Below are 12,036 nucleotides of genomic sequence, written 5' to 3'. Positions count from 1 at the left end.
TCCCTTAATCCATCATGTCACAACCCGTTACTTATACAGGAGTGGTCGCCATGGCTCCCGACCGCGGCATTGGTTACCGGGGGGCGCTCCCCTGGCATTTGCCGGACGACCTCAAGACGTTCAAGCGCATTACGACGGGGCACCCCGTGCTGATGGGCCGGAAAACGTATGAGAGCATAGGCAGGCCTCTTCCCGGCAGGCAGAACATCGTGCTGACCCGTGACCCGGCGTGGACGGCGGAAGGCGTTCAGGTGGTTCATTCCGCAGGGGAGTTGGAATGTCTGGAATTGATGGATCCGGAAATCATGGTTATCGGAGGGGCGGAGATTTTTTCCCTGATGATGCCGTCCATGTCCCGCATGTGGGTTTCCAAAGTAAAGGGGGAATATCCGGCGGACACTTTTCTTTCTCCGTTTGAGAACCGGCTGGAGCGTGCTGTCCTGAAGGAACGGTTTGAAGATTTTGACCTGTATTTGTACGAGCAGGTCAAATAGCCGCTCTTGTCCGTAACTCCGCTGGAGGCGCTGAAGCATAAAAAAGACGGAGCGGCCAGGGCCGCCCCGTCCTTCATGGAGCAGTTTTCCTTTACATTTATTCCGCCTTTCCGGCAAACAGGCCTTTCACCCATTCGCGGTAACGCTGGAACATGGCGTACAGGGCCGGAATGAACAGAATGCCCACCACTGTAGCGAGAATCATGCCGTAGAAGGTGGAGATGCCAATGGCTTTGCGGCTTGCCGCTCCCGCTCCGGAGGCGATGACCATGGGGAATACCCCGATGATGAAAGAAATGGCCGTCATCATCACGGCGCGGAAGCGCTGCCGGGCCCCTTCCAGGGCGGCTTCCTGGATGGGAACGCCGCGCTCCCGCTCCATCTTGGAGAATTCCACCATCAGAATGGCGTTTTTCCCGGCCAGGCCTACCAGCATCACCAGGCCGAGCTGAGCGTAAATGCTCAGAGGCGTGTTGCAGATAATCAGGCCGAGCAAAGCGCCCAGCAGGGCCACGGAGACGGAAACAATGACGGAAATGGGGACCGTCCAGCTTTCATATTGCGCCACCAGGAACAGGTAGCCGAAGAGCAGGGCCATCCCCATCAGCAGGACGATTTTCCCATCGTTCTGCCGTTCCTGATAGCTCATGTCCGTCCAGGTGATGGAGTAATTTTCCGGCAGCGGAATAGCCTCAATCTGGTTCATCAGCTCGCCGCTGCTGACGCCGGGTTTTGCCTGGGCGGTCACTTCCGCGGACATGAGCTGGTTGAAACGGGATATTTGCCGCGGCCCCACCATGTAAGACAGGGTGGCTACGGAGCTGAGCGGCACCATCTGGCCCTGATCGTTCTGAATGTAGGTGTTCATGATGTCATTGATGGTGGTGCGGTCCTCTGCCGCAGACTGCATCTTCACCTTGAACGTGTAGCCGATCAGGTTGAAATCATTGATGTACATGGAGGCCAGCTTGCTTTGAAGCGTCGTGAAGATGCGGCTGACGGGCACGTGCATGCTCTGAGCCTTTTCACGGTCGATGTTCAGGAAAAGCTGGGGGGTGTTCGCCTCATACGCGCTGCGGGCGTACATGGTTCCCGGCAGTTTGTTGATTTTGTCCAGCAGGTCGTTGGTCACTCGTTCCAGGTCTTTGGGAGTTTCCTCCCCGCTGGCCTGGAGCATGAAGGAGACGCCACCCGTCAGGCCCAGCCCCATGATGGCGGGCGGGCTGAACACGGTGGCCTTGGCCGCCGGAATTTCATCACACAGAACGGAAGCTTTCTGCATGATGGAATCCAGGGAGAGCTCCGGCGTCTTGCGTTTGTCCCAGGGGTCAAGCTGGGCGATGCACATGCCCAGGTTTTCTCCGTTGCCGCCCATGAAGCTGAATCCGGAAGTGGAGGAAACCTGGCGCACGCCGGGGATGCTCATCAGCTTCTGTTCCGCACTGCGCATGGCCTGTTCCGTACGGCCCAGCGTGGCGCCCGGGGCCAGCTGGATATCACAGAAAACGGTGCCCTTGTCTTCCGGCGGGAGGAAGGATTTGGGTACGGTCTCAAACAGTTTCCAGTTGCCGACCAGGACAGCGGCCAGCAGAATCAGCGTAAGCCACGCGCGGCGCACCATGATGCCGGCGCATTTGATATAGCTTTTGCGCGCCCATTCCAGAGAGGCGTTGAAGGGGCGGAAGAGGCTGAACCTGCTCTGTTTCTTTTGCTTCCTTTTCAGCAGCAGAACGCACAGCGCGGGGCTGAGCGTCAGGGAATTGATTGCGGAAAGGCAGAGGGCCACGCACATGGTTACGGAGAATTGCATGTAAATGTTCCCCACCATGCCGCCGAAGAAGGCGATGGGCACGTAAATGGCTACCGTCACCAGCGTGGTGGCGATGATGGCGCCTGTAATCTGGTGCATGCTCTTCCTGGTGGCTTCTTCCGGCGAGAGATCCTCCGTCTCCAGAATGCGCATCGTATTTTCCACCACGATGATGCCGTCGTCCACCAGGGACCCGATTACCAGAATAAGGCCGAACATGGTCAGCACATTGATGGAAAAGCCCAGGGGCAGCAGGATGGCGAAGGTTCCTATCAGGGAGACGGGAATGGCGAGCGCCGGAATGAGCGTGGCGCGCCAGTCCTGCAGGAACAGGTACGTGATGCCCACCACCAGAATCAGGGCGATGACAAGCGTTTCCACGATTTCCGCCATGGTGGCGGAAATGTATTGCGTGGGGTCGTAGCTCACGACGTAGCTCACACCTTCCGGAAAACGTTTTTCCAGCTTCTCCAGCGTGTCTTTCACGCCGTTCATGGCTTCCAGGGCATTGGCGTCATCCAGGCGGTACACTGCCATGTTCACGGAGTCTTCCCCGTTGTTGCGGCTGCTGCCCGTGTAGGTTTCCGCGCCCAGCTCAATGCGGGCAATGTCATCCAGCCGGGTAACGTGGCCGTCCTGGCCCGTGCGGACGATAATCTTGCTGAATTCCTCCACGGTCTGCAGTCGTCCGGTGACGTTTACCTTATATTGGATGAAGTTGTTTTCCCCTTCCGAGCCGATGGAGCCGGCCGCGGCCTGAACGTTCTGCGCCTTGATGGCGTTGGAAACGTCATCCGGCGTGATATTCAGGGCGGACATGCGCAGGGCGTCCAGCCAGATGCGCATGCTGTAATTCTTTTCCGGCATCAGGTTGACGGCAGAGATTCCCGGTACGCGGGCGACCTCATCCTTCACCCTGGTCTTGACGAAGTTGTTCAGCTCCAGGGAACTCATGCTGGTGGACCGGAAGGCGAAGAATCCCAGGATGTCAGAGGAGCGTTTCCTGATCTTGATGCCCTGGTCTGTCACCTCCTTGGGAAGTTTGTATTCCACCCGTTTCAAGGCGTTCTGAACGTTCACCATGTTGATGTCCGAATTCGTACCGCTCTTGAACGTCAGGGACAGGGAATACCCGCCGGTGTTATCCGATTTGGAGGAGAAATAGAGCAGGTTTTCCAACCCGTTGAGTTCTTCCTCAATGGGGGAAGCCAGCGTTTCCATCACCACCTGGGCGCTGGCGCCCGTATAGGTAGCCTGCACGTTGATGCTGGTGGGCGCGATTTCCGGATACTCCGCAATGGGGAGCTGGTTCAGGCAGATGCCGCCCGCCAGCATCATCAGGATAGCGATGACGATGGCGAATTTGGGGCGTTTGATAAACAGGTCCGCAATCATGGGTAGCTCAGTTTTGAACGGAATATACCGGATTCACCTTGGCGCCGGGACGCACCTTGTGCATGCCGTCGATGATGACGACTTCCCCTTCCTTGACGCCGGAACTGAAACACTGTTCATTATTGACCGTGTTGCCCAGCGTAACGTCCCGACGTTCCACGACGCCCTGGTCGTTGACGATGTAAACGTAGCTCTTGTAGGCATCGTGCATCACGGAGGAAATGTTGGCCGCCGGGAAGCGGTCCACATTTTTCTTGGAAAGATTAACCGTGACTACGCCGCCGGGCGTCAGCACGTCTTCCGGATTGGGGAATTTTGCCCAGACGTTCAGGGTGTCCGTGGTCGTCTGGACGGTATTGTCCGTCATGAAAATCCTGCCCGGCTGGTCGTATGCCTTGCCGTTGGCGAGGTTGACGGACACAAGAGCGTCTTTCTTCATATTTTCCTGGGTGCCGAACAGGGAAAGGAAATCGCGTTCACTGATAGGGAACTTCACGTACACTTCATCGATGCCTGTAATGGTCACCAGGGAACCGGAGGTGGGGGTAATGTAATTGCCCGTGGAAAAAGTGACGCGGCCTGTGCGGCCCGTGATGGGTGCCGTGAGCCTGGTATAGTTAAGATCGTCCTTCGCTACCGTAATGGCGGCGTTTGCGGACTGGATTTCCGCTTCCAGGGCATGCATGGTGCTCTTGGCGTTTTCCACCGTGTCCATGGAGACGGATTTGGAGGCCAGCAGCCTGTTATAGCGTTCAAAACTGTTTTTTGCGTAAAGCAGTTTGGCTTCAAGCTGGGCCTTTTTGGCTATCGCTTCCTCCACAGCCGCCCTGTAGCGCGTATCCTCAATTTCGAACAGGAGATCCCCCTTCTTCACGACTTTTCCTTCCCGGAAACGGGTGGCTACGATGTTGCCGGAGACGCGGGGCTGCACAGTCACCCGGTCAATGGCTTCCACCTGGCCGATGTACTTCTTGTTCACCGCACTGTCAATAGCGGCGGCTTTCTGGACGAGTACGGTACTGGGTTTGGCTGCAACCCCTCCCGGCGTTCCCTGGGAATAACCCGGAACAAACAGGGAAAAAAGCAGGCCGGAGCCGGCCAGCAGACGGAGGGGCGCCTTCCGATGATGCGTGTGTTTTTTCATATGGTATTATTTACTGTAAACGTGATTGTAAAGGGTATCCACAATACGGCAGAAATTCTCCTTGTCCTCTTGCGACAGAGTGTTGAACAGGGTATCCAGTTTTTCCTTCATGCCGTTGAAAAGCATTTGGAACCGCCGCACTCTCTCCTTCCCCTTCCCGCTTTGTTTTTCCTTCATGCCGTTGAAAAGCATTTGGAACCTGGATTCGCCTTCCTCGGAAAGGCGGATGCACAGGGAACGCCTGTCGCGGGGATTCTCCTTGCGGTCGAACAGGCCTTTCTTCACCATGCTGTCCACCAGCAGGGAGGTGGAGGGAATGCTCATGCGGAGATAATAGGCAAGCTCTTTCAGGGGAATGCCTTCCTGGCGGTTGGTCATCAGGTGGTTCAGGGCACCCAGGGCGTTCATCTGCCGGACGGAAAGCCCCATGATTTTCTGGTAATGGCTCTGATCCACCTCATTCAGGTTATCCCTTTTGAACTGGTGGAGGATCGTCTCGAATTTGTGAACGGAGGCTGTGATATCCGCGGCAGTCTGAAGCATGAGGGTGTTATGTCAAAACCGGTTAATTGTTGTCAAACTAAAACAAATAAAGTTGAGAAGTTATTGCTGTATTGAAATAAATCGGGTAACTGAAAAGTTACGGTTTCTTCACCGTACAAACCGCCGGCGGTTGCAGAAGTTGCAAAAAAAGTCTTTTTTTCTTGTCACCGGGGTATAAAGGCGTGTATAAGCTTCCACGTAGCTCAGTTCGGTTAGAGCGCCAGCCTGTCACGCTGGAGGTCGCGGGTTCGAGCCCCGTCCGCTTCGCCACCTTGTTCAGAAGAAACAGCCGCCTCCAAGCGGCTTTTTTGTGCCCGGATTGCTGCTGTTCCCGTATTCCGCTTGCTGTTTCAGGAAAATCGTCCGGGATGGCCCCTGCTTCTGAGGCATGGGGGTGGAATTTGCTTTTTACTCCGCTGACGATGCGTTTTCCGGAATTTGACTTTATCTCAACAGCGCGAAATGTACCGCATCCCTTCCGGTTTGCGGGAAAATGCCCGTTTTCCCTTACCGTCGGAGAATTGCTTTCCTGCAGGGCAGGGGAGCGTGCTTGATTTGGGCGCAATCTTCCCTCATGATGTCGGCATGATTCTGGAACTGCACTCCCCGTTGGACATGCATCTTCACCTGAGGGACGGCGATATGATGAAGCTGGTCGCTCCGTTAAGTTCCGCCTCTTTTGCCGGGGCGGTCATCATGCCCAACCTGGTGCCTCCGGTGGCTGATGCGGGTGCGGTGCAGGCTTACCGGCAGCGGGTGCTGGACGCTTGCGGAGACGATGTATTCCAGCCGTACATGACGGCATTTTTCCGCTCCTATTCAGAAAAGGAATTGTCCCGGCTCAAGGAACTGGTGTTCGGCATCAAGCTGTACCCGGCAGGAGCCACCACGAACAGCGAAGGCGGCGTGAAGGCCATGAAAGATGCGGAAGCTACCCTGTCCATCATGCAGGAAATGGATATTCCTTTGCTGGTGCATGGCGAAAGCCACGGCTTCGTGATGGACCGGGAGGCCGAATTCCTGGATGTTTACCGTGATTTGGCCACGCGCTTCCCCCGGCTGACTATCTGCATGGAACATATTACCACGGCCGCCGCCGTGCAGCTGCTGGACGAATTTGAAAACCTGGCCGCCACGGTAACCCTCCAGCATCTTCTCATTACTTTGGACGATGTGGCCGGTGGCATGCTGAGGCCGCATCTGTTCTGCAAGCCGATCGCCAAAAGGCCGGAAGACCGGGAAGCCCTGTTGCAGGCTGCCCTTTCCGGGCATCCCCGCCTCATGTTCGGCAGTGACTCCGCCCCCCATCCCATCCATGCCAAGGAAGCGTGCGGATGCGCCGCCGGCGTATTTACCGCCCCCATCGCTCTTCCTCGTCTGGCGGCCCTGTTTGACGAACACGGGGCCCTGGACCGGTTGCAGGGCTTTGTTTCCGGTCATGCCTGCGCTTTGTACGGGTTGAATCCGCCTGCCAGGACGGTCCGTCTGCAGCGGCGTGAAATGCTGGTGCCGGACGCTTATGAAGGGCATGGACAGAAAGTGGTGCCGATGGATGCCGGATGCACCATTCCCTGGAGACTGATATAAGGGGCTTTTCCAGGGGAAGATGACAGAAAGCTATTTAAGGGAACCGTCTTTATACTGGATATTCCGGGCGATCTCACTACAATCCCTGCCCATGGATCGGATTCGCGTTTATACGGGTGGAGTTGCTTCCTGTAATGGTTACCTCTTTAAGACGAGGGATAACGCTTACGTGGCGGTGGACGCTCCGTCCGGCTTCGCGGACTGGATTTATTCCAAAAAGCCCGATATCATCATCACGGATCTTCTCATCACCCACCAGCATTTTGACCATGTGGAGGATGCCTGCCGCATGCGACAGATTTTCGACTGCCGCATTCATGCCGGGCAACCTTACAATGAAAGCCTGACGCTGGAAAAAATGGCCCGCGACGCCTGGGGGCTTCCCCTCAATGTTCAGCCGTTTGTGGTGGATGAAATACTTACTCCGGACATTCACACGGCGAATTGGGGCGGCCTGTTGTGGCATCTCCACCAGGTGCCCGGCCATTCTCCGGACAGCATTGTTTACGATTTGCCGGATGAAGGAATCATGTTTACTGGTGACGTCATTTTTGCCGGCTCCATCGGGCGGACGGACCTCCCGGGGGGGAACCTGCGCCTGCTGAAACAGGGCATTGAAAAGAAAGTGCTCAACCAGCCCGCCACGACCATGATTTTCCCAGGACACGGGCCTTATACCACCGTAAAGAACGAACTGCTGACCAATCCGTTCATCTCCTGACCGCGGTTCCTGCGCCGCTGTGCGGAATCGTGTTCTACTCTTTAGCAAGCATACAAGATCAATGTTATTTTCAGAATTAGGTTTATCGGAACCCGTCTTGAAGGCGGTGGAGAAATGCGGTTATGAACATCCCACCCCCATTCAGGAGCAGGCCATTCCCGTCATTCTGGAAGGCAGGGACCTCATTGGGGCCTCACAGACGGGAACGGGAAAAACCGCCGCTTTTGCCCTCCCTCTGCTGACGAAACTTCAACCCATCGGCAAACCTCAGATACTGGTGCTGGAACCCACCCGTGAACTGGCCGACCAGGTGGCGGAAGCCTTTGCCGAATACGGTGAATTTACCGGATTGAAAGTAGCGTTGCTGTACGGCGGAGTGGGATACGGAAAGCAGACGGAAGACCTGAAAAAAGGAGCGGACATCGTTGTGGCCACCCCCGGTCGTCTGGTGGACCACTTCTACCGCTGCACCATGCGCTTCGGTGAAGTCAAGGCCCTGGTTCTGGATGAAGTGGACCGAATGCTGGACATGGGGTTCCTGCCCATTGTCCGTAAAATCGTCAACCTCTGTCCGTGGGAAGGAAGGCAAACCCTCTTCTTCTCCGCCACCATGCCTCCGGTCATCGCGGGATTTGCCAAATGGTGCCTGACGGACCCTGCGGAAGTTACCATCGCCCGGCGTGAAGTGGCCGCCACCATCAGCCATGCCTTTTATCCGGTAGCTCTGGACCAGCGGGATGAACTGCTGTTGGCCCTGCTCAAGGGGACGGACTTCCGTTCCGTCATGATTTTCACCCGCACCCGCAAGGAGGCGGATGCGGTATGCGGCATGCTCAAGCATCATGGCTACCGCGGGGAAGTGGCCGTCATGCACTCCGACATTCCCCAGAAGGAACGCATGGAGGCGCTTAAGGGATTCAAGAGCGGAAAATACGATATTCTGGTGGCTACGGATGTGGCGGCGCGCGGCATTGACATCAGCGGCGTGACCCACGTCATCAATTACCGCGTTCCGGAAAACGCGGAAGACTATGTGCACCGCATCGGCCGTACCGGTCGCGCGGAAGCTTCCGGGGATGCGTTCACGATCATGACGGCGGATGAGCTGGACTTTGCTGCGGCTGTGGAAAATTTCATCGGGAAACCCATTGAACGCAAAAAACTGGACGGGTTCAACTACACGTACACCGCCCTGTTGGAAGACAAGCCCGTCAAATCCGTCCGCAAGCCCAAACCCGCAGTTCCCAAGCGCCGCAGGCGCTAAGAAGGGGGAAACATGATGTTTCTCTCTGATGGAATGAAAATCATCCCATGCGCATTCTTGCCATAGACCCGGCCATCCGCAACACGGGTTATGCCGTGGTGGAGGGAGATTACCGGCGCGCGCGCGCCCTGGACTATGGAACGCTTACCATTCCCCGGAGCGTGTCCCAGTCCGGCTGCCTGCTTGCCATCAAGCAGCATTTGGGCAATCTCATTGACAAATGGAACCCGGATGAAATGGCGGTGGAGCGCATCATCTATGTCCAGTCTCATCAGACGGCCATCACGATGGGGGCGGCCAAGGCGGCCGTGGTCATTGCCGCGGCGGAAGCCGGGCTGCGTATTATGGAATATTCCCCCAAAAGCGTGAAGCTTTCCGTCGTAGGGCGCGGGGCCGCTCAAAAAACGCAGGTCGCCTTCATGGTGCGGGCTCTTTTGGAACTCCGGGAAACGCCGGAATCCGATGCCGCCGACGCTCTGGCGATCGGCCTCACCCACCTCTTCTCTGCGGACCCTTTGAAGGCCCACATGATGGAGAGGAAATACATTTAGCAGTGATGAGAGATGAGCGTAAAAACCGCACTTGCAGCCCGCGAATTGAAATTTGACTGCCCGGCGCTGTTCTCTAATCACTGATTCAAGCCGTCAGGGCTTGAACGTCCTCCCTTTCCCGTCCTGCCACGCCTTGAGCAGGGAAGCATACATTTTATTGAGCTGTTCCAGGGTAGCTACACGGAATTCCACGGTATTCGTATTCGGGTAAGCTTTCGCAACGGTTGTATCCGGGTCAATGCTGCCTCCCGTTGCCCGGTTGACGGCGCCGGCCCCAAGCTCCTTCGCACGGTCAGTCACATTCCTGATGGCGTTGATACCGGAATTTTGACCCAGCGTTTCCAGATAATAAAACTTGGTGGGCGTATTACCCAGGGTAATCAGCGTTACTTCATACACCATGCAGGTATTGTCCAGAATATACTTGTGCTGCGCCACCGCTACAATCCGGCTGAGATGCACCACATACTGTCCCTCCGGAAAATTGCCTATCCAGAACTGGCTCTGGTTGTAGTCATCCGTGGACGGGACGGCGGCTCCTTTCTTGGACTGGGCGGAAAGAGGTGCGGCTGCACAAACAAATAGAGCTAAAACAGAAAGGAAGAATCGTTTCATGCTTTCTATTTAATATCAGCTCTTACTGTATGGGAAGGAAAAATCGTTGAATGTTTGCGGGGGAGAACATGTCTGTCCATCGATAAATGTCGTCCCTTTTTTCAGTTGCTCCCTTGCGCCGGAATACATGACTGTTTGAATAATATTTACTGGCACAGTTCATGATGTTGATAGAAAATGCCACTACTCCTGTTTCCAGATGAAAAACCTGAAACGTACGTAAAAAGGTAATGGAATCAGGGTGTTATGGCATGGAAATTTCCATGGAACTTATCCATGCATCCGAGCAATTCCCTGAATTTATCCGTATTGCCTTCAATTTTAATCATGCCTTTATCCAGAGCTGTCTTTAAGGGCATTGCCCGCATGGCGACCAGGGCGAAGTGGAGCCTGTCTCCGGTGATGACTGCGTCGGGATGTTTGACCAGTTTTCCTTCGCGGTACATCAGCACTTCGTTTTCAATCCAGAAGCCGTATGATCTTCCGTTTTGGGCAATCCAGTTGAAAGCCAGTTTTTTCCCTTTGGATTTCTCACTATTCAGGCTGACGCCCAAATAGTCGAACAGCAGTTCCGGAGTCAGGGCATATAAAGTGTCCGTCAACGTGAGTTCGCGGGAGTTTTTAAGCAGCCCGATTCCCGGTCCTCCGGCATTGACGAGAAGTTCATCGTTCCGGAATACGGATTCCGTTTGATAACCGAATTGTTTCAACATATTTCTTACCAGATTCCTTATGTTTCCTCTTTTTAGATGGGCAGACATAACGTGCCTTAATGTCTCGGCATCTTGACGATAGTCCTTTTGCCCGGTGATTTCCGGAGGGCTATTCCTGATTCTGCCGCTTTCCGGAATCGGATTGATTATTCCCTCAATTTCTGCGGGGGAATACCCTTTGCTAACCAGGTTCAATATCCGGTCATGCATGTATTTGCAGTTGCGGCATTCCTTGGCCAGGAACCGTTTGATATTTTCTTTTCCTATTCTGGGCCAATGGTGTTGTGAGAATAAAATCTCTATTTTGTCCTCATAACGATGAATGGCTTGATCAAGGGCTTTCCACCTGTTTTTTGCGTCCCTTATTTTGGATACTCCCAGAGTGCAGATATCATGTATGGCGCTTGCCGTGTCCTCTCCATAAAAAAGCGCCTTGAATTGGGGGAAATACATCAGTGCGGCAGAAGAGGCTCCCATTCCGGGAACCGCCATGAATTCCATTTCTATGCCGTCTATGTCCAGCCCGGATGCCGTTCTTTTGGTACTGGCAAAATAGTTGGTATGTGGATGTGCATCTACAACAGCCTTGATTGGCCGTTTTCCCGCCTTCCGGTAGTAGAGGTTAAGGCTCTCGGCCATGGTTTCTTTCGGGACGAAAGGGGCAATGATCATGATGCCTTCCCGTCCTTCAATAATAGTTATGTTCGGAAAATCTCCGCCGTGAATCTGGTAAATTCCTTTTGTGACTTCAGACAGCGCGTTTTTGGCGTTGGGACGGGAAATGCTCCACGTACCCGGTTTGTCCCCGGGGCCTTGTTCCGCATCTTGAATGCCTTGACGGTCATTTTGATTCGTATCGTAAACTCCGGGAGATTTTTTGTTGTCTTCAACAGGATGCCTTAGCGCCTTTTTGGATTGTTTTGCCATACCGACGCCTGTACCGCCCCATGCAAATATTGCCAGAAGCGTGGCTGTCAAATAGTTCATTTTTGTTTTCATGATCGGAGTTTTATTAACGGAACGCGTGAAAAGTAAAAGGAAGGCCGGTTCCCATATTTTACTTTGCAGGAACAATAGACTTGCCAATAAAGAACAATGTTCGAAAAATGGCAGTATGTTAATATCTGATTACTAAAGTTTTTAGCTGATTGGCCGGAATTCCCGCAGCAAACGGGAAGTTTTTCGTTTTTTTATACCGC

The 12,036-nt window shown here is 54.5% G+C and carries 10 protein-coding genes; 5 read left to right on the top strand and 5 right to left on the bottom strand.

From position 1 onward, the window contains the following. Positions 1 to 14 precede the first annotated feature (14 nt). Positions 15 to 494 carry a dihydrofolate reductase gene (locus BHW66_RS00475; protein WP_102733306.1) on the top strand — a complete coding sequence of 160 codons (480 nt, stop codon included), beginning with the start codon at positions 15 to 17 and terminating at the stop codon, positions 492 to 494. A 97-nt stretch (positions 495 to 591) separates the two neighbouring features. Here the strand turns inward: BHW66_RS00475 and BHW66_RS00470 are convergent, their stop codons facing one another. From BHW66_RS00470 to BHW66_RS00460, 3 genes are read right to left on the bottom strand one after another with little or no spacing between them, the layout of a single operon-like run. Then, on the bottom strand, positions 592 to 3,699 hold the full coding sequence (locus BHW66_RS00470; protein ID WP_022197320.1) for an efflux RND transporter permease subunit: 3,108 nt from the start codon (positions 3,697 to 3,699) through the stop codon (positions 592 to 594). A gap of 7 nt (positions 3,700 to 3,706) precedes the next feature. Next, entirely contained in the window at positions 3,707 to 4,843 is a 1,137-nt protein-coding gene (locus BHW66_RS00465; RefSeq protein WP_094139098.1) for an efflux RND transporter periplasmic adaptor subunit, read from the bottom strand. Positions 4,844 to 4,849: 6 nt separating this feature from the next. Further along, entirely contained in the window at positions 4,850 to 5,386 is a 537-nt protein-coding gene (locus BHW66_RS00460; RefSeq protein WP_286688809.1) for a MarR family transcriptional regulator, read from the bottom strand. 585 nt (positions 5,387 to 5,971) lie between these two features. Here BHW66_RS00460 and pyrC point away from each other — a divergent pair. From pyrC to ruvC, 4 genes are all read left to right on the top strand, one after another. Beyond that, positions 5,972 to 6,973, top strand: a complete 1,002-nt coding sequence (gene pyrC / locus BHW66_RS00455; protein ID WP_012421051.1) for a dihydroorotase — start codon at positions 5,972 to 5,974, stop codon at positions 6,971 to 6,973. Positions 6,974 to 7,064: 91 nt separating this feature from the next. Next, positions 7,065 to 7,694: an MBL fold metallo-hydrolase gene (locus BHW66_RS00450; protein ID WP_286688808.1), complete on the top strand. Its 630-nt coding sequence runs from the start codon at positions 7,065 to 7,067 to the stop codon at positions 7,692 to 7,694. Between the two features lie 61 nt (positions 7,695 to 7,755). After that, a complete protein-coding gene (locus BHW66_RS00445; protein ID WP_094139095.1) occupies positions 7,756 to 8,958 on the top strand; it encodes a DEAD/DEAH box helicase in 1,203 nt (400 codons plus the stop codon). A 47-nt stretch (positions 8,959 to 9,005) separates the two neighbouring features. Beyond that, positions 9,006 to 9,509: a crossover junction endodeoxyribonuclease RuvC gene (gene ruvC, locus BHW66_RS00440; RefSeq protein WP_094139094.1), complete on the top strand. Its 504-nt coding sequence runs from the start codon at positions 9,006 to 9,008 to the stop codon at positions 9,507 to 9,509. Between the two features lie 93 nt (positions 9,510 to 9,602). On the opposite strand, the gene BHW66_RS00435 is transcribed toward ruvC, so the two are convergent. After that, complete coding sequence (locus BHW66_RS00435; RefSeq protein ID WP_102733311.1) at positions 9,603 to 10,124, bottom strand: hypothetical protein; 522 nt, start codon at positions 10,122 to 10,124, stop codon at positions 9,603 to 9,605. A gap of 236 nt (positions 10,125 to 10,360) precedes the next feature. Continuing rightward, entirely contained in the window at positions 10,361 to 11,824 is a 1,464-nt protein-coding gene (locus BHW66_RS00430; protein WP_286688807.1) for an alkyl sulfatase C-terminal domain-containing protein, read from the bottom strand. Positions 11,825 to 12,036 lie beyond the last annotated feature (212 nt).

The organism is Akkermansia sp. 54_46, from assembly GCF_001917295.1.
GTDB classification, from domain to species: Bacteria; Verrucomicrobiota; Verrucomicrobiia; order Verrucomicrobiales; family Akkermansiaceae; genus Akkermansia; species Akkermansia muciniphila.
Note: the sequence above shows the minus strand (reverse complement) of the source record. Positions and strands in the feature narration are given on the sequence as shown.

Excerpts from the sequence above, each read along its gene's own strand:
- BHW66_RS00465 (WP_094139098.1), bottom strand. The coding sequence starts at position 4,843 with ATGAAAAAACACACGCATCATCGGAAGGCGCCCCTCCGTCTGCTGGCC.
- BHW66_RS00460 (WP_286688809.1), bottom strand. The coding sequence starts at position 5,386 with ATGCTTCAGACTGCCGCGGATATCACAGCCTCCGTTCACAAATTCGAG.
- BHW66_RS00445 (WP_094139095.1), top strand. The coding sequence starts at position 7,756 with ATGTTATTTTCAGAATTAGGTTTATCGGAACCCGTCTTGAAGGCGGTG.
- BHW66_RS00470 (WP_022197320.1), bottom strand. The coding sequence starts at position 3,699 with ATGATTGCGGACCTGTTTATCAAACGCCCCAAATTCGCCATCGTCATC.
- BHW66_RS00450 (WP_286688808.1), top strand. The coding sequence starts at position 7,065 with ATGGATCGGATTCGCGTTTATACGGGTGGAGTTGCTTCCTGTAATGGT.
- ruvC (WP_094139094.1), top strand. The coding sequence starts at position 9,006 with ATGCGCATTCTTGCCATAGACCCGGCCATCCGCAACACGGGTTATGCC.
- BHW66_RS00435 (WP_102733311.1), bottom strand. The coding sequence starts at position 10,124 with ATGAAACGATTCTTCCTTTCTGTTTTAGCTCTATTTGTTTGTGCAGCC.
- pyrC (WP_012421051.1), top strand. The coding sequence starts at position 5,972 with ATGATTCTGGAACTGCACTCCCCGTTGGACATGCATCTTCACCTGAGG.
- BHW66_RS00430 (WP_286688807.1), bottom strand. The coding sequence starts at position 11,824 with ATGAACTATTTGACAGCCACGCTTCTGGCAATATTTGCATGGGGCGGT.
- BHW66_RS00475 (WP_102733306.1), top strand. The coding sequence starts at position 15 with ATGTCACAACCCGTTACTTATACAGGAGTGGTCGCCATGGCTCCCGAC.